This window comes from Streptosporangium amethystogenes (genome assembly GCF_000721075.1).
Lineage (GTDB): Bacteria > Actinomycetota > Actinomycetes > Streptosporangiales > Streptosporangiaceae > Streptosporangium > Streptosporangium amethystogenes.
Genome location: NZ_JOEQ01000014.1, coordinates 77,806 through 99,582, shown reverse-complemented (window position 1 = coordinate 99,582; position 21,777 = coordinate 77,806). Strand labels below are relative to the sequence as shown.

Here is a 21,777-nt window from a genome sequence, read left to right as displayed (position 1 = left end):
GCCCGGCGAAGTGATTTAGCCTAGCGCTTGCTCAAGTCGCCTGGTGCGTGCACGCTGGTGGCGGGAGGGGTGGACATGCCACAGGTGACGAGCAGTACGGTGATCAACGCATCGGCCGACGACGTGTGGGCGTTGATCAGGGACTTCGAGCACATGGACGGCTGGTTCGACGGGATGCCCCCAGCCGTCATCGAGGACGGCCGGGCCTCCACCGAGGTGGGCTGCGTCCGGCGGATCGAGGTCGACGGCCAGGTCATGGTCCGTGAGCGGCTCGTCGCCCTGGACGATGCCGCGCGCAGGCAGGTCTACGCCATCCTGGAGTCCATCTTCGGCCTGAAGGGCTACATCGGGACGATCACCGTGACGCCCGTCACCGACGGGGGCGGGGCCTTCGTCGAGTGGACGGGCGTCTTCGAGGCGGATGCGGCCGAGGCGGAGGCGAGCATCGCGATGCTCCGTGACTCCGTCTACCTGCCCGGCCTACAGGGGCTCAGAAAGCGCCTGGAGGGCTGAACCGGCGGGCCCGTGCCCGGGAGTGCCACCGCCTGTGGCGGAGCAGGCCCAGCACGGCCACCGCCAGCCAGGCGAGGAGGAGGAACTTCAGCACCCCGACCCCGGCCATCGCCACTCCCGCCACCAGCAGCAGGATCACCGCGGGAGCGAGCGGAGGCCCGCCCCGGTGTCCCGCGCGGTGGTGACTCCAGGCCGCGCGGTGACGGAATCGGGGGCCGGCCCGGAACCCGGGATGATGGACGCCCCAGGCGTGCGCGTGCCACCCGCGACCCCCCGGGCTACCGGTGTCCTCGAACCCCTCCGGCCCGGGGTCGCGCGGACCGGGCAGGCCGGGCAGGTCCGCGCACACCACGGCGAGGTCTCCGCCCGTCCGAGCGGACAGGGTCAGCTCGAGGCGCTCGTCGAGTTCCTCGCGGGTCAGGCGGCCCTTGGCGTAGTGCTCACGCAGGGCCTCCGTCGTCACGTCACGTTCGGCGTCTCCGATGCGGAGGTCGTCTCGGGGCGTCATCGTCGGGTCACTCCTCGCCGGTGTCGCCGTCGGCCAGGATCTGGTAGAGCTTGCGGCGCGTCTCGGCCAGCGTCTGCTTCGCCTGCTGGATCTGCGACTCGCTGCCGGTCTGCAGGATCTGGAGTAGGGCGAACCCCGACTGGCGGGCCGTGTCCATCAGCTCCCAGGTGCTGTCATCGATGTCGGGTGTCATCTCCTCCCATGGCGCGCGCACCTCCTCGGAGTGCTCGGCCACGTAGGCGCGGCCGGCCTCGGTGAGGCCGAAGGTCTTGCGTCCCTCGTTCTCCTCGGCCAGGACCAGGCCCTCATCGGTGAGCTGCTGCAACGCCGGGTAGACCGCTCCCGGGCTGGGCTTCCAGCCACCCTCGCTGCGCCGCTCGATCTCCTGGATGATCTGGTAGCCGTTCCGTGGGGACTCGGTGAGCAGGGCGAGGATCGCCGCGCGGACGTCGCCGCGCTTGGCCTTGCGCCCGCGTCCGAACGGCGGCCCCCCGCCGAATGGGCCTCTGCCCCCCCGGCCACCTCGGCCGCCCCTGCCGAAGTCCCAGGGGAACCCGCCGCCGGGGAAGGGGCCGCGGTGCCCGCGGTGCCGGTGCTCGTGCGGTCCGCCCTCGTGGTGCTGGTGCGGCCCGTGCTCCGGCCCGCCCTCGTGCCATCCGGCGGCCAGCCGCCGCCGCACCTCTCTGGCCGCGCGCTTCATCTCGCGCCTGACCTCCTGGGAGCCGAAGCCGGCCCAGGGGCCACTCGCCGCGTTCGCTGCTGTCATGTCGTACCTCCATGTCGCGATCGTCTTTTGATCGCTCTCGATGCTTCAAAGATATATCGAGAACGTTCTGATGGCAATCCTTGTCATGAAATATGCTTCTTCTCTGGGGGAGGGCCCGCAGTCACCACGCGAGTGCTCAGCGTGTAAGTGAGGCAGATCACGTAATTCTTGCCGGATTCTGGAACAAGTACTGAGACCTGCACGTTACAAAGGACGTAGACGGGATTCGTTCCGCGCCGGAAGGGCTGGGGGGTGCTTTCGGCGCGGAACGGTCCCGTCTGTCGTTTCCGCAGGCCATCGCCTGCTCATCGATCTTTCCCCGCCCGCCGCCGGCCTCCCGTGGAGGCGATCCGGAGAGTGCTCGGCGAAGACTCCGGGGTAAGGCCGCAGGGGTGAAGGCGATCTTCCCGGGTGAGTGCTCCGGCAGGGCCGTCCCGGGCACCGATCGACGGTTCCATCCGTTCCTCATTCGTAGGAAGATGCCGATGGCAGGCACTTCTCGTGAAGGGACGGGGAGATCGAAGCGGACGAGCGTCGCCCTCGAGTGATCCTGGAAGCGGGTGGAAACGACCGGTGCTCACGCGCCGGGATCGTCTCGCCCGCGCGACACGCCGATCGTGCAAAATGGCACGGTCCTCCACCTGGAGGGGTCTTTGCCGTACAGTCTCCCGGCGTGATCTTGATGGTGGTGTCTGAGCGATGATGGGGCATACGCACGCGCTGACGGGCGCGATCGCCTGGCTGGGGGTGGCGCCCGGACTGGCCGCGCTGCCCCTGCTGACCGAGACGTCGAGGTTCATGGAGACCGGCGTCATGGTCAACGCGCTCAACCCGGCCGAGTTCGTCGCCGGGGCCATCATCTGCGCCGGTGCCGCGATGCTGCCCGACCTCGACCACCCGAGCGCGACGATCGCGCAGACGTTCGGGCCGGTCACCTGGGGCCTGAGCAAGGCGGTGTCATGGCTCGCCGGCGGACACCGCAACGCCACCCACTCGCTCGTGTTCGCGGCCGCCATGGGCTTCGGCGCGCACTATCTGGCCGGTGCCTATCCGATCGGCCGCGACATTCTGGTGGCCCTGCTCATCGGCCTGGCGCTGCGAGCGATCGGGATCGGCATCCCGGGCAAGAAGTTCGCCTCGGCGATGCTCAACATCGGCATGACGGCCGGCTTGTTCGTGGTGTTTCGCAGCGACGGTGTGGGCTACGCCTGGCTGGGACTGGCGGTCGCGATCGGATGCCTGACCCACGTCGTGGGTGACTGCTGCACCGAGAAGGGCTGTCCCGTGCTCTGGCCGATGCGGCAGAAATGGCTGCTGCCGTGGAAGATCGGCATCAAGACGGGCCGCGCTTTCGAGCAGAAGTTTCTCGCCCCGGTACTTTCCGTCGTCGTTCTCGGACTGCTGTACCTCCGCCTCGTCCCGCAGTGATCATACTGGGGGGTAATTTGATGTCGAGATACCCGGAGGGATATCTTGATGTCGAGACATCCGTTGCGGTCCACGGGCGGCTCAGAGGTTAGGTGTACCTAACAGTCCGGGGTGCTCCGGCGGTGCGGCAGGATTCAATCGCGCCTATGTGCCGGCGCGACAGACATCAGGGTGATGAGGGAGGCGAACCGTGTCCTCGAACAGCTTCGGCAGCCGTGACACGCTCCGCGTCGGTGACGCGGGATATGAGATCTACCGGCTGGACGCCGTGGAGGGATCGGGGCGTCTCCCGTACAGCCTGAAGATCCTTCTTGAGAACCTGCTCCGCACGGAGGACGGCGCGAACATCACCGCCGACCACATCCGCGCGGTCGGCCAGTGGGACCCGTCCGCCGCGCCGAACGTGGAGATCCAGTTCACGCCGGCTCGCGTGATCATGCAGGACTTCACCGGCGTCCCGTGCGTCGTCGACCTGGCGACCATGCGGGAGGCCGTCCGCGACCTCGGCGGCGACCCCGCCAGGATCAACCCGCTCGCCCCGGCCGAGATGGTCATCGACCACTCGGTCATCGTCGACTTCTTCGGCGGGCCCGAATCCTTCCGGCGCAACGTCGAGCGGGAGTACGAGCGCAACCGCGAGCGCTACCAGTTCCTGCGCTGGGGACAGACCGCCTTCGACGAGTTCAAGGTCGTCCCGCCGGGCACCGGCATCGTGCACCAGGTCAACATCGAGCACCTGGCCCGCGTGGTGATGGTCCGCGACGGCAGGGCGTACCCCGACACCTGCGTCGGCACCGACTCCCACACCACGATGGAGAACGGCATCGGCGTCCTGGGCTGGGGCGTCGGCGGCATCGAGGCCGAGGCCGCGATGCTCGGTCAGCCGATCTCGATGCTGATCCCGCGGGTGGTCGGTTTCAAGCTGACCGGCAAGCTCCCGGCCGGTGCCACCGCCACCGACCTGGTGCTCACGATCACCGAGATGCTCCGCAAGCACGGCGTCGTCGGAAAGTTCGTGGAGTTCTACGGCGAGGGCGTCTCCAGTGTGCCGCTGGCCAACCGGGCCACGATCGGCAACATGAGCCCCGAGTTCGGCTCGACCTGCGCGATCTTCCCGATCGACGGCCAGACGATCGACTACCTCACGCTGACCGGCCGCCCCGCCGAGCAGGTCGCCCTGGTCGAGGCCTACGCCAAGGCCCAGGGGCTGTGGCTCGACCCGGGGGCCGAGGAACCGGTCTTCTCCGAGTACATCGAGCTGGACCTGGCCACGGTCGTCCCGTCGATCGCGGGCCCCAAGCGTCCCCAGGACCGCATCGCGCTGTCTGACGCCAAGAGCGCCTGGCGCGCGTCCGTCAAGGACTACGTGTCGAGCATCCAGGGGCCGCTCGACGAGGCGTCCGACGAGTCGTTCCCCGCCTCGGACTCCCTGGCGATCTCCCACGACGGCAACGGTGACAAGCCGCACGCCGCCGGTCACAACGGCAAGCGCCCGCACAAGGTCGTGCCGGTCACCCTGGCGGACGGCACCTCCTTCGAGATCGACCACGGCGTGGTGACCATCGCCGCGATCACCAGCTGCACCAACACCTCCAACCCGTACGTCATGATGGGCGCCGCGCTGCTCGCCAGGAACGCGGTCGAGAAGGGCCTGACCCGCAAGCCGTGGGTCAAGACCTCCCTGGCCCCCGGCTCGCAGGTCGTCACCGGCTACTTCGAGCGCTCGGGCCTGCAGCCCTACCTCGACAAGATCGGCTTCAACCTGGTCGGCTACGGCTGCACCACCTGTATCGGCAACTCGGGCCCGTTGCAGGAGGAGATCTCCGCCGCCATTCAGGAGAACGACCTCGCGGTCACCGCGGTGCTGTCCGGCAACCGTAACTTCGAGGGCCGGATCAACCCCGACGTCAAGATGAACTACCTGGCCTCGCCGCCGCTGGTGGTCGCCTACGCCCTCGCGGGCACCATGGACATCGACCTGAACACCGAGCCGCTGGGCACCGGCTCGGACGGGGAGCCGGTCTTCCTCGCCGACGTCTGGCCGGCGCCGGAGGAGATCGCGGCGGTCGTCGCCTCCTCGATCGACCAGGAGATGTTCCTGCACGACTACGCCGACGTGTTCAAGGGCGACGAGACCTGGCGCTCGCTGCCGATCCCGACCGGTAACACCTTCGAGTGGGACCCGGACTCGACCTACGTCCGTAAGGCCCCCTACTTCGAGGGCATGCCGCCCGAGCCGGAGCCGGTGACCGACATCTCCGGGGCCAGGGTGCTCGCGAAGCTGGGCGACTCGGTCACCACCGACCACATCTCCCCGGCGGGCGCGATCAAGGTCGGCACCCCCGCGGCCGACTACCTCAAGGAGCACGGTGTCGCGGTCAAGGACTTCAACTCCTACGGCTCGCGCCGGGGCAACCACGAGGTCATGATCCGTGGCACCTTCGCCAACATCCGGCTGAAGAACCTGCTGCTCGACGGGGTGGAGGGCGGTTACACCCGCGACTTCACCGTCCCGGGCGGGCCGCAGGCCTTCATCTACGACGCCTCCGCGAACTACCAGGCCGCGGGCATCCCGCTCGTCGTCCTGGCCGGCAAGGAGTACGGCTCGGGTTCCTCGCGTGACTGGGCGGCCAAGGGCACCGCGCTGCTCGGCGTCCGCGTCGTCATCGCCGAGTCCTACGAGCGCATCCACCGTTCCAACCTGATCGGCATGGGCGTGCTGCCGCTGCAGTTCCCCGAGGGGGAGACCGCGCGGTCGCTGGGCCTGACCGGTGAGGAGACCTTCGAGGTCGTCGGCGTCGAGGCCCTCAACGGGGGCGGCATCCCGCGGACCGTGACGGTCAGGGCCGACGACAAGGAATTCCAGGCCGTCGTACGCATCGACACTCCCGGAGAGGCCGACTACTACCGGCACGGGGGCATCATGCAGTACGTCCTGCGCTCCCTGCTCGCCAAGAGCTGAGCAGGAGGGGCGGGGCCGCACGCAGGCTCCGCTCACATCGGGGGACACCCCAGACAGGAACCGCCCGGCGGGACATCATCCCGCCGGGCGGTTTTTTCGTTCTCCCGGTCTCCGCCCGGAAGCGGCAGGTGGGGCCGGGCCCCGGCACGCGCGGCCATCGCCACCGCGATCGAGATAAGCATCGTGCGCAGCACGGGCGTGTAGCGGGCGTGTGGGCTGGTCAGCCCGGCCACTTGCTCGGCAAACGTCACCGCCTCACACACGGTGTTCACGCACTTGAAGCGGCGCACCGTCACCGCCAGCACCGTCTTCATCCCGCCGATCGCGGCGTCTGCCAGACGACGGATGTATCGGCCATGCACCCGGCCCGAAGCTCCACCGCAACGCGGGCACATCCCTTCGGCGCCGCGGACACGGGCATGCAGCGTGATCGTGCCCGCCGCCCGCTCCATGACCTCCACCACGATCCCCGCCAAATGCGGGAGCAGGCCCTCAACAGATCCCTGAATGCACCCCGAATATGATCAACTACCAGTTGCTTCCGTCACAAGATCAGCGACAGAGCCCGTTTAGCCGTACCTGCTTCTGCGCTCCGGCCTGTACGCCGACACCGGAATCAGTTCCGAGTCTCACAGCCCTGTACCGCCGCCGCGGTCTTGAACATCGCCTGGAAGATCATCGAGGAGTCGACCTCGGACGATCTCCGGCAGACCTGGGCTCCCTTGCTCACCCAAGCCGGCCGAACCAACAGGCGAGCCATGAACGCGATCCCCGGCGACCTCGGACGATCAAGTGCCCTTGCGGCTGTTATGCGTGAACCGTGAGGTGTTCTCCGCCGTAGGCCACGGCGCAACCCGGCTCCAGTTTGGTGACAACAACCGTGGTCAGGTGACATCTCGCTTGGCGAGTCACAGCCGGGCCGGGCCGCGGGGGTTAATGACGCGTTTCTGGATTGTTACCGGCCACAACAAACTTTACCCACGGAAGGTCTGGCGCTCCTGGCCGGTGGCGGAATACGTTGCCGCAAACAACATTCAACGGAACGGCGAGCCGAGATCCGGTAGAGCCGTACCCGCGAATTCGGCATGCCGCACCTCCGTCCTACCCCCCACTTTCGAAGAAAGGACCCGTGCACCATGCGCAAGGGGATCCTCAGCCTTACCGCCGCCGCCGCGGCGATGACCCTTGGCCTCGCCGCTTGCGGGAGCGAAGATGCCGACACCAGCGCGTCGAGCGGCGCCTCCCCCGCGGAGAGTTCGGCTGCCGTGGCGGGCAAGGTCGGCGTCATCCTCCCCGACAGCAAGTCCTCCGCCCGCTGGGAGACCGCGGACCGCAAGTACCTGGAAGAGGCGTTCAAGGCCGCGGGCGTCGCCTACGACATCCAGAACGCCCAGGGTGACAAGACCCAGTTCCAGACCATCGCCGACCAGATGATCACCAACGGCGCCACGGTTCTGATGATCGTCAACCTTGACAGCGGCACCGGCAAGGCCGTGCTCGACAAGGCCAAGGCGCAGGGCGTGGCCACCATCGACTACGACCGCCTCACTCTCAACGGCGGCGCGTCCTACTACGTCAGCTTCGACAACACCAAGGTCGGCACCCTGCAGGGCGAGGGCCTGGTGAAGTGTTTGACCGACAAGAAGGCCGACAAGCCGATCATCGCCGAGCTCAACGGCTCGCCGACCGACAACAACGCCACGCTGTTCAAGAACGGCTATGACGGCGTGCTCAAGGCCAAGTACGACTCGGGGGACTACGTCAAGGGTCCCGACCAGTCGGTTCCCGACTGGGACAACGCCCAGGCGGGCACGATCTTCGAGCAGATGCTCACCGAGCAGCCGAAGATCGCCGGTGTCCTGGCCGCCAACGACGGTCTCGGCAACGCGGCCATCTCGGTCCTGAAGAAGAACAGCCTGAACGGCAAGGTCCCGGTCACCGGTCAGGACGCCACGGTGCAGGGCCTGCAGAACATTCTCGCCGGTGACCAGTGCATGACGGTCTACAAGGCGATCAAGAAGGAGGCCGACGCGGCGTCCGCGCTGGCCATCGGCCTGGCCAAGGGTGAGAAGCCCGCGGCGACCGGTACGGTCAAGGACACCGAGAGCGGCGCCGACGTGCCCGCCGTTCTCCTCGACCCGCAGCCGATCTTCTTCGACAGCGTCAAGGACGTCGTCGCCGACGGCTTCGTGACCAAGGACGAGCTGTGCACCGGCGAGTTCGCCGACAAGTGCACCGAGGCCGGAATCCAGTAGGGCGTGCGGGGGACGGAGGGCCGCCCTGGCCGTCCGTCCCCCTGCGCTCCATCGCGGCGTATTCGCACTGTGACGCCGGAGGGACGCGGCAGGTGAGTCGTCCATTCCGGCCACGGGGCAGGACACCGCCCGCAGGCGCCCGAGCCGCGCGAGCTTCGCCGCGCGAAATGAACACAGGGAGCACAACCCCATGACCCCCGCACTGGAACTCCGCGGGATCGACAAGAGCTTCGGTCCCGTACAGGTCCTGCACGACGTCGCCTTCTCCGCCTATGCCGGAGAGGTGACCGCGCTGGTCGGCGACAACGGCGCAGGCAAGTCCACACTCGTCAAGTGCGTCGGCGGCATCCACCCGATCGACTCCGGCGAGTACTTCTTCGACGGCAGGCCTGTCCGGATCGGCAGCCCGCGCGACGCGGCCGAGCTGGGCATCGAGATCGTCTACCAGGACCTCGCGCTCTGCGACAACCTCGACATCGTCCAGAACATGTTCCTGGGCCGTGAGCACCGGCGCGGCATCGTCCTCGACGAGGACACGATGGAGGCGATGGCCGCCAAGACCCTGGAGAGCCTGTCGGTCAGGACCGTCAAGTCCATCCGCCAGCTCGTCGCCAGTCTCTCCGGTGGCCAGCGCCAGACGGTGGCCATCGCCAAGGCCGTGCTGTGGAACAGCAAGGTGGTCATCCTCGACGAGCCGACCGCGGCGCTCGGCGTCGCCCAGACCGCGCAGGTGCTCGAACTGGTCCGGCGTCTGGCCGACCAGGGCCTGGCCGTCGTGCTGATCTCGCACAACATGAACGACGTGTTCGCCGTGTCGGACCGGATCGCCACCCTCTACCTGGGCCGGATGGCGGCCCAGGTCAAGACCTCGGACGTGACCCACGCGCAGGTCGTCGAACTGATCACCTCCGGCCGCAGCGGGGACCTCGGCCTCACCAACGGAGCCACCGTATGACCGCCACGATTTCCCCGAAGCGCGTATCCGAGGCCCCCTCGATCAGGAGCAACGTTCGCGGCTACGCCGAGCGGGTACGCGGCGGCGACATGGGCGCGCTGCCGGCGGTGTTCGGCCTCGTGGTGCTCTGTACGATCTTCGCCATCCTCCGGCCGTCCTTCCTGACCGCTGGAAACTTCGCCAACCTATTCACTCAGGGCGCCGCGGTCACGGTGATCGCCATGGGCCTGGTCTTCGTGCTGCTCCTCGGCGAGATCGACCTGTCGGCGGGCTTCGCCAGCGGCGTCTGCGCCGCGGTGCTCGCGATCCTGCTCAGCAGCCAGGGACTGCCCTGGTATGTGGCGGTGGGCGCGGCCATCCTCACCGGCGTGGTGATCGGCACCGGGATCGGCTCCATCGTCGCGAAACTCGGCATCCCATCGTTCGTGGTGACGCTCGCCGCATTCCTGGCCTTCCAGGGGCTCGTACTGCTGCTGGTCAAGGGCGGCACCATCATCGCCATCCGGGACGAGACCATCCTGGCGATCGCCAACAAGAACCTCCCGCCCGCGCTGGGCTGGATCCTGCTGGCCGTGGGGGTCGCCGGATACGCCGGCCTCCAGCTGCTGCGCGCCCGCAAGCGCGCCGCCCGGGAGCTGACCGCCGATCCGGTCTCGCTGATCGCGGTCCGGGTGGGCGCCCTCGCGCTGCTCGGCGGGCTCGCCGTCTACTTCCTCAACATCGAGCGGAGCCGTAACGCGGCGGTCGTCTCGCTGGCGGGCGTGCCGCTCGTGGTGCCCATCATCGTGGTGCTGCTGCTGGTCCTGACGTTCGTGCTGCGCCGCACGGCGTACGGACGTCACCTGTACGCGGTCGGCGGCAACGTCGAGGCCGCACGCCGGGCGGGCATCAACGTCGACCGGATGAAGATCAGCGCTTTCGTGATCTGTTCCTCCATGGCCGCGATCGGCGGCGTCATCGCCGCCTCCAGGGCCAGTTCCGTCGACCCCAACACCGGCGGCAGCAACGTGCTGCTGTACGCGGTCGGCGCCGCGGTCATCGGCGGCACCAGCCTGTTCGGCGGCAAGGGCCGGGTGCTCGACGCCATTCTCGGTGGTGCGGTGGTCGCGGTCATCGAGAACGGCATGGGCCTGATGGGCTACAGCTCCGGCGTCAAGTTCATCGTCACCGGATCGGTCCTGCTGCTGGCCGCCGTGGTGGACGCGCTCTCCCGCAAGCGGGCGGCCGCCACTGGTCTAAGGTGATCAGCGACTCCGATCCACCGAAGGAATCCCTCGTCATGCGGGCAGGCCCCTCCCAAGAGGAGATCAGGCGCCATAACCTTGGCGCCCTGCTCCGCCACGTCCATCTGAGCGGCCCCACCTCGCGGGCGGAGCTCACCAACCGGATGGGCCTCAACCGCAGCACCATCATGGCCCTCACCGCCGACCTGACCGCCGCGGGCCTGGTCAGGGAGGAACTTCCCAGGGAGACCGGCCGGGCCGGGCGCCCCTCCCTGGTGGTCCGTCCCGAGTCGGCGCGGGTCTACGTGTTCGCCTTCGACGTGGGCGTCGACCGGATGGTCGCCGCCCGCGTCGGCCTGGGTGGCACGATCCTCGACCGCCGCGAGACGGTACGGAGGCGTGGGGTCTTCTCCCTGGAGGAGATCGTCGGCCCGCTCGCCGCCTTCGCCCGGCAGATGCACCGCAGGACCCGGCCCGACACGGTGTGCGTCGGGGTGGCGGCGGCCTTCGCCGGCGGCGTGGGCCGCGATGACGGGGGCATCAGGTTCGGGCCCAACATGGCGACCCTGGAGGACGTGCCGTTCGCCGAGGAGATGACCCGCCGGCTGGCCTTCGGCCTGCCGGTCACGGTCGGCAACGACGCCAACCTCGCTGCCCTCGCCGAGCAGACCCGGGGCGTCGGCGTCGGCTGCCGGGATCTCGTCTACCTCCACGGCGATGTCGGCATCGGCGGTGGCGTGATCGCCAACGGCCAGCTGCTCGGCGGCCACCTGGGCTTCGGCGGCGAGGTCGGACACATGATCGTCAACCCCGACAAGGGTCGCCTCTGCGGGTGCGGCTCGCTCGGCTGCCTGGAGGCGGAGGTCGGCGAGCGCGCCCTTCTTGAGGCCGCGGGTCGCTTCGGCCCCCAGGTCGGCAGGGACGCGGTCCGCGCCGTGGTCGACGCCGCCGACCGGGGCGACGTCGTCGCGCAGGCCGCGCTGAGCCGCGTCGGTGACTGGCTCGGCCTGGGCGTCGCCAACCTCGTCAACATCTTCAATCCCGAGATGGTGGTGTTCGGGGGCATGCTCAGGGAGATCTACCTCGGCTCCGCCGCCCAGGTCCGCAGCCGTCTCGCCCTCGACGCCCTGCCTCCGTCCCGCGAGCACCTGCGCCTGCGTACCTCGGCCCTCGGCGATGACGCCACCCTGGTCGGCGCCGCCGAACTGGCCTTCTCCCAGGTCCTCGCCGATCCCCTGGAAGTCCTCACCCGAGCCGGCTCCTGACCGCTTCCCGGCCGGTCCGGGCCGGGTTTCGACACGATCGTCTGTGCGCGTGCCGAGAGGTTCTTGTGAATCCCCTGTTCGGCGGTCTCACGTGCCCGAAGGCGAGATGGGGAGACGACGGCAACGCGCCGGGCCCGTGAGATGTCGCCCTGTCGGCACCCGGGGCCGCGGGTGCCGACAGCGTCACGGGTGTTACCTGACGAGACCGGCGACCAGGTGGCGCAGCTCGATGTGGCCCGCCTTGAGTTCGGCGACGTCACCCTCGACACGCTTCATTGAGAGCTCCAGGTTGCCGACGGAGCGCTTGACCACGGAGATCTCCTCGCGGAGCTCGGCGTGACCGGTTCGCAGCTCGGCGCGGAGCTCGTCCTGTCCGATTCGGAGTTTGTCCAGCTCCGTGCGGAAGCCGTCCATGTCCGTGCGGAGGCCGTCCATGTCCGTGCGGAGGCCGTCCATGTCCGTGCGGAAGCCGTCCATGTCCGTGCGGAGGCCGTCCATGTCCGAGCGGAGCCCGGTCATTTCCGTCCGGAGCTCCGTCGTCACCGTTCGCAGGTCGTTCAGAACCTCGAAGATTCCTGCGTTGATCACCTTGCTCTCCTCGTTCTGCAGGCGGAGCTTGGCGACGTCGGTCTCCAGGACGCGCATGCGGATATCTGTTGTGTCCAATTCGTCTTCCTCCTTGCCGTCGTACCAGCGGGGGGACCGGACCTGCTTCCGTGGTGTGGAGGGCGCCCACGGGGAGGTGTTCAGGCGGCGTCGCCAGATTACTCAATGTCACGAGTGCGTCGCCACTCGTGGTCGCATTTCGAGGGAAGGGCGCTCGCGCCGGGCAGGGATGAGGTCCGCACTCGGTGGGGGACGGCACGCGACGGACGGAAAAGAACGACCACCCGCCGCGCGCCCGTGGGACGGCGGCGGGTGGTCGGCGGGGAGGGGGTAGGTCAGGAGACCTTGGACCTGGGGGCGGAGAAGGTGTTGCAGGCGCCGGGGTTCTCCTGGCGGAAGCCTCGGGTCAGCCAGTAGGCGATGTTGGCGGCCTTCCCGTGGCTGGCCGTGCTGTAGGCGGCGTTCATGACGTACCTGAAGTCCGATTCGCGGCGGCCGAGGGAGCGCCAGACGCTGCCGATGAAGACTCCGCTCAGGCACTCGGCCTGGAGTTCGACCTTGCGGAGCTCGGCCAGGCCCTCCTTGTCGCTCTTGTACTTTCGGAAGAACACGGTGGGCAGGATCCCGGAGAGCTGCTGGACGTGGTGACCGTACTCGTGGGCCAGCGTCTGGAACAGGAACAGTTCGGTCGCCTCGGAGAGGATGCCCTTACTCAGGTAGAAGGTGATCTTCTTGTTCTTGGAGCAGTAGAGCGCCTGGGCACCGTCGGGGAACTTGCCACAGCCGGTCGGGACGCCGATGCGCGGGGTGACCACGAACCTGGGCTTGGAGAAGGGGAGTCTCGCCTTGGAGAACTGGTACTCCCAGCTGCTGTTGAGGCAGTCGAGGATGAAGTCGAGATAGACCTCCGCCGTTTCGAGGTCGTCGTTGTAGACCGGCTGTTCCTGGCAGGTCTCCTCGTCGAGCTTGCCCGACTTGTAGATCGGGTTGGCGACGAGGGCGGTCTTGCCCTTGGGTACCGGCCTGACCTGCTCGGCGGGGACCGCACTCGCCGTACCGGCGAACAGCAGGCTCGCCAGAACGCCGGAGAGCAGTGTGATAAGGGGGGTACGCATGATCCTGAACCTTATGGGAGGCAAAACACCGGGTAAAGCTGTTATGCGGTCACACTCTGGGAGAGCGGTCGTGTGCGGCGGGCCCGAGTGAGTTTTGTACCGGTTCCGTGTGGGACCGGCAGGCTGTCAGGCGACCCGGCCCGTGGCGGCGACCCAGGTGTTGCAGCCGGAGGGGGAGCCGGAGTCGAAGCCGCGCTCCATCCAGTAGGCCTGGCTGCGGCCCTTGCCGTGGTCGTTCTTGGGCCAGTTCTTGTGACCGTTGGCGTTGACCCAGCCGACCATCGCCTCCCACTGCGCCTGCTCGACCGGCAGGTCGCCGGCGATCTGGCGCAGGAAGACGGAGGCCAGGCAGTCGGCCTGCAGTTCGAGGCGGCGGGAGTAGGAGAGCTTGGTGACCGCCTTCGCGTACCAGACGCTCCTGGCGTAGTAGTCCATGATGCCCGCGAGGTGCTGCACGTGGTGCGCGTACTCGTGGGCTATGAACTGGGCGTGGTTGGCCGCGTAGGGGTTCCGCAGGACCTGGCGGGTGATCCCTATGTAGATGGTCTTGTTGGTCGAGCAGTACAACCCGCCCGCGCTGCTGGGCCACCGGCCGCAGGGCGTGGTCACCTTGGAGGTGGAGAAGCGCAGTTTGGGCCTGGAGAAGGGCAGTCCCGCCTTGGAGAACTGGGCCTCCCACGAACGGTTCAGGCAGCGGGTGACCCGAGTCATGAAGGTCCGGTAGGAGGCCGCGCTCCCCGCGCGGATCGTCCCGGCCGAACATCGGGTGACCGGCATCGAGCCGGTGCGGTAGAGGCGGCTCGATGTCGCGGCGGTGCGGCCCTGCGGCGCGGCCCGCTCCTTGACGGCCGAGCCCCTGGCAGGAGCCTTGCCGGAGCCCTTGCCGAGGTCCGGGGTGGAGGTGAGGGCGAGGGAGGGGACGGGCGCGGGGGTGGCCGCCGGAAGGATCGCCGAGGTGACGTGGGGGACGGCGATGACGATTCCCGCGGCCAGTGCCGCGAATACCAGGAAGGTCACGATCAGTGACAGTTGTCGCCTGGAGGGGAGGGGGTTCATGGTGAGGGAAAGGCTAGGGCAAGTGTGTATAAACCGCGCAGTTTTTTCACCCTGGAGGGCAGCGCCTGCCATCCGAACTAGACTCGTCGTGACGGTGACTGGACAGAGGGGATGATTCCGTGAGCGAGCGGACCGGGCAGCCTGGAAGTCTTCTGGAGTCGGTCAAGGGGCCAGGGGACCTCAAGCTGCTGGCGGCGGACGAGCTGCCACTGCTCGCAGGCGAGATCAGAGACCTTCTGATCGCCTCCACGGCCCGCAGCGGTGGTCACCTCGGCCCCAACCTGGGCGTCGTCGAGCTGACGATCGCGATGCACCGGGTCTTCGACTCGCCACGTGACCGGATCCTGTGGGACACCGGTCACCAGGCCTATGTCCACAAGATGCTCACCGGCAGGGCCGGGCAGTTCGACACGCTCCGCCAGGAGGGCGGCCTGTCGGGCTACCCCAGCCAGGCCGAGTCCGAGCACGACGTCATCGAGAACTCCCACGCCTCGACCGCGCTGTCGTACGCCGACGGTCTGGCCAAGGCGTACCGGCTGCGGGGCGAGGAGGGGCGCACGGTCGTCGCGGTGATCGGAGACGGGGCGCTCACCGGCGGCATGGCCTGGGAGGCGCTCAACAACATCGCGGCGCGCAAGGACCTGCCGCTGATCATCGTGGTCAACGACAACGGCCGCTCCTACTCACCGACCATCGGCGGGCTCGCCTCCCACCTGGCCTCGCTGCGTACCACCCAGCGCTACGAGGACATGCTCGACTTCGTCAAGGACAGCCTGAACAGGGTCCCGGTGGTCGGCGCCCCCGTCTACGACGCCCTGCACGGCGTCAAGAAGGGCCTCAAGGACGTCCTGGCCCCCCAGGTCATGTTCGAGGACCTCGGCCTGAAGTACATCGGGCTGGTCGACGGTCACGACGAGCAGGCGGTGGAGTCCGCGCTGCGCAGGGCCAGGGACTTCCGCCGCCCGGTCATCGTGCACGTGCTCACCAAGAAGGGCTTCGGCTACTCCCCGGCGGAGAACCACGACGAGGACTGCTTCCACTCGCCGGGCGTCTTCGACCCGCTGACCGGAGAGGAGAAGCCGAAGCCGCACGGCTGGACCAACGTCTTCGGCCAGGAGATGGTGCGCCTGGGCGCCGAGCGTCAGGACATCGTGGCGATCACCGCCGCGATGCTCGGCCCGACCGGCCTGATCCCGTTCTCCGAGGCCTATCCCGACCGCCTCTACGATGTCGGCATCGCCGAGCAGCACGCCCTGACCAGCGCCGCGGGCCTGGCGCTCGGCGGCCTGCACCCGGTGGTGGCCGTCTACGCGACCTTCCTGAACCGGGCCTTCGACCAGCTCCTGATGGACGTCGCCCTGCACCGCCTCCCCGTCACGGTCGTACTCGACCGGGCGGGCGTCACCGGCGACGACGGCGCCAGCCACAACGGCATGTGGGACCTGTCGATCCTGCAGGTCGTCCCCGGTCTGTCGATCGCGGTTCCCCGCGACGAGCCCCGGCTGCGCGAGCTGCTGGCCGAGGCCGTGAAGGTCGACGACGGCCCGACGGTGCTGCGCTACCCCAAGGGCCCGGTGGCCGTCGAGATCGAGGCGGTCGGCCGCCTCGGCGAGATGGACGTGCTGCGCGGGGGCGACGCCGACGTGCTGTTCGTCTCCGTGGGGCCGATGGCCGAGCTGTGCCTGGAGGCCGCCGACCTGCTCGACGCCCAGGGGATCTCCGCCACGGTGGTCGACCCGCGCTGGGTCAAGCCGCTGGACGAGGTCCTGGTGGCGGCCGCCCGCGACCACAAGCTGATCGTGGTCGTCGAGGACAGCAGCAGGGTGGGCGGTGTGGGTGACGCGGTCGCCCGCCTGCTGCGCGACGCCGACGTCGACGTCCCGGTCCGCACCTACGGCATCCCGCGGCGCTTCCTCGACCATGCCAAGCGTGCGAAGATCCTCAGCGAGATCGGCCTGACCTCGCAGGACATCGCCCGGCAGGTCACCGAGGCGATCGCGAAGCGCTCTCCGGCCCTGGAGAACGAGCCGGCCGGCTGACTACCTCCCTTTCCAAACATCCTCGGCTCCGCCGTTCAGGCGGTGATCCGCTGGGCATGACCTGATGCGTCGGCAGGGGTGACCACCGGCGCATCAGGAGGGGTCGTGGGTGTTCTTCGCGTCAAGTCGGTGGAGCAGTCGATCTCGGACAGCGAGGCACCGGAACACCGGTTGCGCAAGGAGCTCAGCGCGCTGGACCTCACGGTCTTCGGTATCGGCGTCATCGTGGGCACCGGCATCTTCGTGCTCACCGGCCGGGTCGCCAGGGAGACGGCCGGGCCCGCGGTGGCGCTCTCCTTCGTGGCCGCCGGGATCGTCTGCGCACTGGCCGCGCTCTGCTATGCCGAGTTCGCCTCCACGGTCCCGGTGGCCGGGTCCGCCTACACCTTTGCCTTCGCCACCCTGGGCGAGCTGCCCGCCTGGATCATCGGCTGGGACCTGACGCTGGAGATGATGCTCGGCGCCGCGGTCGTCGCGGTCGGCTGGTCGGGGTACCTGACCTCACTGCTGGCGTCCCTGGGGGTCCCGCTGCCCGGCGTGGTCGCGGGAGAGGGGGCGGTGTTCAACCTGCCCGCCGCGCTGGTCGTGCTGCTGCTCACCGGGGTCCTGGTCCTCGGGATCAAACTGTCGTCCCGGTTCAACCTGATCATCGTCACGATCAAGCTCGCGGTGATCCTGCTGGTCGTGGTGGCGGGGCTGTTCTTCGTCAGGGGCGCCAACTACTCACCGTTCATCCCGCCGTCCAAGGCGACCCCCGCGGTGGAGGGACTGGCCGCGCCGCTGATCCAGGTACTGTTCGGGATCACCCCGGTCGCGTACGGGGTGCTGGGCATCTTCAGCGCCGCGGCGATCGTGTTCTTCGCCTACATCGGCTTCGACGTGGTGGCCACCGCCGCCGAGGAGACCCGCGACCCGCAGCGGGATCTGCCCATCGGCATTCTGACCTCACTCGGTGTCTGCACCGTGCTCTACGTCGCGGTCTCGCTGGTCGTGGTCGGCATGCAGCCCTACCATCAGCTCAGCGAGGCGGCGCCGCTGGCCGACGCGTTCAAGGCCGTCGGCCAGACCTGGGCCGCGTCGCTGATCAGCGTCGGCGCGCTGGTCGGCCTGACGGCCGTCGTGATGATCCTCATGCTGGGCATGTCACGGGTGATGTTCGCCATGTGCCGCGACGAACTGCTGCCAGGCGGGCTGGCCAAGGTCCATTCGAAGTACCGCACGCCGTACGTCATCACCATCATCATGGGTGTCGTCGTCGCGGCCCTGGCCGGGCTGGTGCCGCTGTCCACGATCGCCGAACTGGTCAACATCGGCACGCTCTTCGCGTTCGCGGTGGTCTCGATCGCGGTGGTCATCCTCCGCCGCACCCGTCCCGACCTGCCCCGCTCCTTCCGCACCCCGCTGGTGCCGCTGGTGCCCGTCCTGTCGGTGCTCGCCTGCCTCTACCTGATGCTCAACCTGCCGGTGGAGACCTGGATCAGGTTCGGGGCGTGGATGCTGCTCGGACTCCTGATCTACGCCGGCTACGGCTACCGGCACAGCAGGCTGTCGGAGCGGCGGCGGACAGCGACACGGTAACGCGGTCCCCCGTCCCGCGACGACCGCGAGACAGGGGAGCCACACCGAAAAAGGGGGGCGTCAGGCGGGCACCGAGGCCACGCCCGGCGGCAGGAAGCGCACCTCGGAGATCCCCTCGCGGTCGAGGTAGGGGGTGACGCCGCCCAGGTGGAACGGCCACCCCGCACCGAGGATCATGCACAGGTCGATGTCCTGGGGAGCGGAGACCACACCCTCGTCGAGCATGAGACGGATCTCCTCGGCCAGGGCCCGCAGCGCCCGCAGCCGGACCTGTTCGGCAGTGGACGGTGAGGTGCCCCCGGCGAAGAGGGCCACCGCCTCGGGGTCCAGGGAGAAGTCCGGCGCGTAGACACCCGGCTTGCCCGCCGCGACCAGCCGGGCGAGGTTCTCCGACACCCCGTAGCGGGACGGGAACGCCTCGTGCATCGTCTCGGCGACGTGCAGTGCCACGGCCGGGCCGACGAGCTGCAGCAGCGCGAACGGAGTCATCGGAAGGCCGAGCCCGTCCAGCGCGTGGTCGGCGAGCTCCAGCGGGGTGCCCTCGTCGACGGCACCGATGACCTCGCCCATGAAGCGGGTCAGCAGGCGGTTGACCACGAACGCGGGCGCGTCCTTGACCAGTACCGACGATTTCTTCAGCGACCGGCCGACGGCGAAGGCCGTGGCGAGCGTCGCGTCGTCCGTCCGTTCTCCTCGGACGATCTCCAGCAGGGGCATCACCGCGACCGGGTTGAAGAAGTGGAAGCCCACGACGCGCTCGGGGTGCCGGAGCCCCGAGGCCATCTCGGTCAGCGAGAGCGAGGAGGTGTTCGTGGCCAGCACGCACTCGGCGGAGACGACCGCCTCCACCTCGGCGAACACCTTCTGCTTGACCTTCATGTCCTCGAACACGGCCTCGATGACGAAGTCGGCGTCGGCGAACGCGTCCTTGGTCAGCGAGCCGGTCACCAGGGCCCTGAGCCGGTTGGCCTGGTCGCCTACGATGCGGCCCTTGGCGAGCAGCTTGTCGATCTCGGCGTGCACGTAGCCCACGCCCTTGTCCAGCCGGGCCTGGTCCAGGTCGGTCAGCACGACCGGGACCTCCAGGCGGCGGGCGAACAGCAGTGCCATCTGCGAGGCCATCAGACCCGCGCCGACGACGCCGACCTTGGTGACCTTACGGGCCAGGGCCGCCTCCGGGGCCCCGGCGGGCTTCTTGGCCCGGCGCTGCACCAGGTCGAAGGCGTACAGGCCGGCGCGGAGCTCGTCGCCCATGAGGAGGTCGGCCAGCGCCTGGTCTTCGGCGGCGAAGCCCTCGTCGCGGGTGGCGGTGCGGGCCAGTTCGAGGAGCTCCAGCGCCCGGTACGGGGCGGGGGAGGCACCGTGCAGCTTCATGTCGAGCAGGAAGCGGGCGTCGGAGACGGTCTTGGACCAGTCCTCGGCGGTGTGGTCGGCGCGGGAGACGGTGACGTCGCCGCGCAGTACCGCCGAGGCCCAGCGCAGCGACTCCTCAAGGAAGTCGGCGGGCTCGAACATCGCGTCGGCGACACCCAGGCGGAACGCCTCCCTGCCCTTGATCATGCGGTTCTGCGAGAGCGGGTTGTCGATGATGAGCTTGACGGCCGCGGCCGGCCCGATCAGGTGGGGCAGCAACTGGGTGCCGCCCCAGCCGGGGACCAGGCCGAGGAAGCACTCCGGCAGTGCCACGGCGGGTACCCCGGCGGAGATGGTCCGGTACGTGCAGTGCAGTGCGATCTCCAGACCGCCGCCCATGGCCGCGCCGTTGACGAACGCGAACGACGGCACGTCCAGCTCGCCGAGACGGCGGAACACCTCGTGACCCAGCCGGCCGATCTGTAGCGCCTGGTCCCGTTCCGAGACCAGTGCGGCGCCCTTGAGGTCGGCGCCGACGGCGAAGACGAACGGCTTGCCGACGACGCCCACGGCCGCCAGGTCGCCGCGCCCGGCGATCGCGTCGAGGGCCTCGCCCAGCGAGGCCAGCCCTCCGGGGCCGAACGTCGACGGCTTGGTGTGGTCGAAGCCGTTGTCCAGCGTGATCAGGGCCATGGTGCCCGCACCCTGGGGCAGCTCCACGTCGTGAACCGTCGCCCGGGTGACGATCTCGTCGGCGAAGAGTTCCTTGATGTCCGTCACTTGTTACCTTCCCAGCTGAGATTCTCCCAGATGACCGTTCCACCCATGCCCAGGCCGACGCACATCGTGGTCATGCCGTAGCGGACGTCGGGACGCTCACCGAACTCGCGGGCGAGCTGCGTCATCAGGCGCACCCCGGAGGAGGCCAGCGGGTGGCCGAAGGCGATGGCGCCGCCGTAGGGGTTCACCCGGGCGTCGTCGTCGGCGATGCCGAAGTGCTCGAGGAACGCCAGCACCTGCACGGCGAAGGCCTCGTTGATCTCGAACAGCCCCATGTCGGAGATGGAGAGCCCGGCCAGACGCAGTGCCCTTTCCGTGGAGGGGATCGGCCCGACCCCCATGACCTCCGGGTCCACGCCGGCGAAGGCATAGGAGACCAGGCGCATCTTCGGGGCGAGGCCGAGTTCCTCGGCGACGTCGGCGGCGGCCACGACACAGCCGGTGGCGCCGTCGTTGATACCGGAGGCGTTGCCCGCGGTGACCCGGCCGTGCGGGCGGAACGGGGTCTTCAGCGCGGCCAGACCCTCCAGCGTGGTGCCCGGTCGGGGAGCCTCGTCGGTGGTGGCCAGCCCCCAGCCCTTCTCGGCGGACCTGGTCGCCATCGGAACCAGGTCGGGCTGGATCCGGCCGTCGGCGTAGGCCTTGGCGACCTTCTCCTGGGAGGCGAGGGCGAAGGCGTCCGCGCGCTCCTTGGTGATGGAGGGGTAGCGGTCGTGCAGGTTCTCGGCGGTCATGCCCATGACGAGGGCGGAGCCGTCCACGAGCTGCTCGGCCAGGAATCGGGGGTTGGGATCGACGCCCTCGCCCATGGGGTGGCGGCCCATGTGCTCGACGCCGCCGGCGATGGCGACGTCATAGGCGCCGAAGGCGATGCCTCCGGCGACCGAGGTCACCGCGGTCATCGCGCCGGCGCACATGCGGTCGATCGAGTAGCCGGGCACGCTCTTGGGCAGCCCGGCCAGTATCGCGGCGGAGCGGCCGAGGGTCAGGCCCTGGTCGCCGATCTGCGTGGTGGCCGCGATGGCCACCTCGTCGACGCGCTCGGGAGGCAGATTCGGGTTACGCCGGATCAGCTCGCGGATGACGCGGATCACCAGGTCGTCGGCGCGTGTCTCGGCGTACAGGCCCTTGGGGCCCGACCTGCCGAAGGGGGTGCGCACACCGTCGACGAATACGACGTCACGAGACGAAGGCACGGGGTTCGCTCCTCGTTGCTGGATGGCTTCCCCCCTATGCTACTCATGGGTAACAACGTTTGGCGCGGCCGGTCCCGTGCGAGGTGGGTAAGTTGTTCCCCAAGGTGCGCGGTCCGGTGCGGCATGTCCCGGATGCGGGACGGCGACAACTCTGACAGACTTTGGAAAACGCTTTCCGG

At 68.8% G+C, this 21,777-nt stretch carries 17 protein-coding genes; 9 read left to right on the top strand and 8 right to left on the bottom strand.

The window, feature by feature from the left end; all coding sequences use genetic code 11:
- The first annotated feature begins 75 nt into the window (after positions 1-75).
- Positions 76-513, top strand: a complete 438-nt coding sequence (locus tag IG98_RS0121390; RefSeq protein ID WP_030914751.1) for an SRPBCC family protein — start codon at positions 76-78, stop codon at positions 511-513.
- On the opposite strand, the gene IG98_RS53440 is transcribed toward IG98_RS0121390, so the two are convergent.
- Positions 491-1,021: a DUF1707 SHOCT-like domain-containing protein gene (locus IG98_RS53440; RefSeq protein ID WP_051752577.1), complete on the bottom strand. Its 531-nt coding sequence runs from the start codon at positions 1,019-1,021 to the stop codon at positions 491-493. The genes IG98_RS0121390 and IG98_RS53440 overlap by 23 nt on opposite strands.
- Before the next feature lie 7 nt (positions 1,022-1,028).
- Positions 1,029-1,787, bottom strand: coding sequence for a PadR family transcriptional regulator (locus IG98_RS0121380; protein WP_030914746.1), 759 nt, complete (start codon positions 1,785-1,787; stop codon positions 1,029-1,031).
- Between the two features lie 699 nt (positions 1,788-2,486).
- Here IG98_RS0121380 and IG98_RS0121375 point away from each other — a divergent pair.
- Positions 2,487-3,215 carry a metal-dependent hydrolase gene (locus IG98_RS0121375; RefSeq protein WP_030914743.1) on the top strand — a complete coding sequence of 243 codons (729 nt, stop codon included), beginning with the start codon at positions 2,487-2,489 and terminating at the stop codon, positions 3,213-3,215.
- 190 nt (positions 3,216-3,405) lie between these two features.
- On the top strand, positions 3,406-6,177 hold the full coding sequence (gene acnA, locus IG98_RS0121370; RefSeq protein ID WP_030914740.1) for an aconitate hydratase AcnA: 2,772 nt from the start codon (positions 3,406-3,408) through the stop codon (positions 6,175-6,177).
- A gap of 32 nt (positions 6,178-6,209) precedes the next feature.
- Here the strand turns inward: acnA and IG98_RS50685 are convergent, their stop codons facing one another.
- A complete protein-coding gene (locus IG98_RS50685) occupies positions 6,210-6,653 on the bottom strand; it encodes a transposase family protein (RefSeq protein ID WP_051752575.1) in 444 nt (147 codons plus the stop codon).
- A gap of 660 nt (positions 6,654-7,313) precedes the next feature.
- Here IG98_RS50685 and IG98_RS0121355 point away from each other — a divergent pair.
- The 4 genes from IG98_RS0121355 to IG98_RS0121340 all read left to right on the top strand — a co-directional run bounded on the left by IG98_RS0121355 (position 7,314) and on the right by IG98_RS0121340 (position 11,875).
- Positions 7,314-8,432: a sugar ABC transporter substrate-binding protein gene (locus IG98_RS0121355; protein WP_030914736.1), complete on the top strand. Its 1,119-nt coding sequence runs from the start codon at positions 7,314-7,316 to the stop codon at positions 8,430-8,432.
- Positions 8,433-8,622: 190 nt separating this feature from the next.
- Positions 8,623-9,387, top strand: coding sequence for an ATP-binding cassette domain-containing protein (locus IG98_RS0121350; RefSeq protein ID WP_030914731.1), 765 nt, complete (start codon positions 8,623-8,625; stop codon positions 9,385-9,387).
- A complete protein-coding gene (locus IG98_RS0121345; RefSeq protein WP_030914728.1) occupies positions 9,384-10,631 on the top strand; it encodes a sugar ABC transporter permease in 1,248 nt (415 codons plus the stop codon). Before IG98_RS0121350 ends, IG98_RS0121345 begins: the two co-directional genes overlap by 4 nt.
- A gap of 35 nt (positions 10,632-10,666) precedes the next feature.
- Entirely contained in the window at positions 10,667-11,875 is a 1,209-nt protein-coding gene (locus IG98_RS0121340) for an ROK family transcriptional regulator (protein ID WP_030914725.1), read from the top strand.
- Between the two features lie 192 nt (positions 11,876-12,067).
- Here IG98_RS0121340 and IG98_RS0121335 read toward each other — a convergent pair whose 3' ends face one another.
- The 3 genes from IG98_RS0121335 to IG98_RS0121325 all read right to left on the bottom strand — a co-directional run bounded on the left by IG98_RS0121335 (position 12,068) and on the right by IG98_RS0121325 (position 14,652).
- The gene (locus IG98_RS0121335; protein WP_157594441.1) at positions 12,068-12,541 is read right to left on the bottom strand and encodes a hypothetical protein; all 474 of its coding nucleotides are present in this window, start codon (positions 12,539-12,541) and stop codon (positions 12,068-12,070) included.
- A gap of 275 nt (positions 12,542-12,816) precedes the next feature.
- Positions 12,817-13,596: a neutral zinc metallopeptidase gene (locus IG98_RS0121330; RefSeq protein WP_030914719.1), complete on the bottom strand. Its 780-nt coding sequence runs from the start codon at positions 13,594-13,596 to the stop codon at positions 12,817-12,819.
- Between the two features lie 126 nt (positions 13,597-13,722).
- Complete coding sequence (locus tag IG98_RS0121325) at positions 13,723-14,652, bottom strand: neutral zinc metallopeptidase (protein ID WP_169750158.1); 930 nt, start codon at positions 14,650-14,652, stop codon at positions 13,723-13,725.
- Positions 14,653-14,771: 119 nt separating this feature from the next.
- Between IG98_RS0121325 and dxs the strand changes: the two genes are divergently transcribed.
- A complete protein-coding gene (gene dxs / locus IG98_RS0121320; RefSeq protein ID WP_030914713.1) occupies positions 14,772-16,691 on the top strand; it encodes a 1-deoxy-D-xylulose-5-phosphate synthase in 1,920 nt (639 codons plus the stop codon).
- Between the two features lie 105 nt (positions 16,692-16,796).
- Positions 16,797-18,269 carry an amino acid permease gene (locus tag IG98_RS0121315; RefSeq protein ID WP_030914710.1) on the top strand — a complete coding sequence of 491 codons (1,473 nt, stop codon included), beginning with the start codon at positions 16,797-16,799 and terminating at the stop codon, positions 18,267-18,269.
- 60 nt (positions 18,270-18,329) lie between these two features.
- Here IG98_RS0121315 and IG98_RS0121305 read toward each other — a convergent pair whose 3' ends face one another.
- A complete protein-coding gene (locus IG98_RS0121305; RefSeq protein ID WP_030914708.1) occupies positions 18,330-20,402 on the bottom strand; it encodes a 3-hydroxyacyl-CoA dehydrogenase NAD-binding domain-containing protein in 2,073 nt (690 codons plus the stop codon).
- Positions 20,399-21,598, bottom strand: coding sequence for a thiolase family protein (locus IG98_RS0121300; RefSeq protein WP_030914706.1), 1,200 nt, complete (start codon positions 21,596-21,598; stop codon positions 20,399-20,401). Before IG98_RS0121300 ends, IG98_RS0121305 begins: the two co-directional genes overlap by 4 nt.
- Between the last annotated feature and the right edge of the window lie 179 nt (positions 21,599-21,777).

Coding starts and splice junctions, on each gene's coding strand:
- IG98_RS0121390 (WP_030914751.1), top strand. CDS start 76: ATGCCACAGGTGACGAGCAGTACGGTGATCAACGCATCGGCCGACGAC.
- IG98_RS53440 (WP_051752577.1), bottom strand. CDS start 1,021: ATGACGCCCCGAGACGACCTCCGCATCGGAGACGCCGAACGTGACGTG.
- IG98_RS0121380 (WP_030914746.1), bottom strand. CDS start 1,787: ATGACAGCAGCGAACGCGGCGAGTGGCCCCTGGGCCGGCTTCGGCTCC.
- IG98_RS0121375 (WP_030914743.1), top strand. CDS start 2,487: ATGATGGGGCATACGCACGCGCTGACGGGCGCGATCGCCTGGCTGGGG.
- IG98_RS0121355 (WP_030914736.1), top strand. CDS start 7,314: ATGCGCAAGGGGATCCTCAGCCTTACCGCCGCCGCCGCGGCGATGACC.
- IG98_RS0121350 (WP_030914731.1), top strand. CDS start 8,623: ATGACCCCCGCACTGGAACTCCGCGGGATCGACAAGAGCTTCGGTCCC.
- IG98_RS0121345 (WP_030914728.1), top strand. CDS start 9,384: ATGACCGCCACGATTTCCCCGAAGCGCGTATCCGAGGCCCCCTCGATC.
- IG98_RS0121340 (WP_030914725.1), top strand. CDS start 10,667: ATGCGGGCAGGCCCCTCCCAAGAGGAGATCAGGCGCCATAACCTTGGC.
- IG98_RS0121330 (WP_030914719.1), bottom strand. CDS start 13,596: ATGCGTACCCCCCTTATCACACTGCTCTCCGGCGTTCTGGCGAGCCTG.
- IG98_RS0121325 (WP_169750158.1), bottom strand. CDS start 14,652: ATGAACCCCCTCCCCTCCAGGCGACAACTGTCACTGATCGTGACCTTC.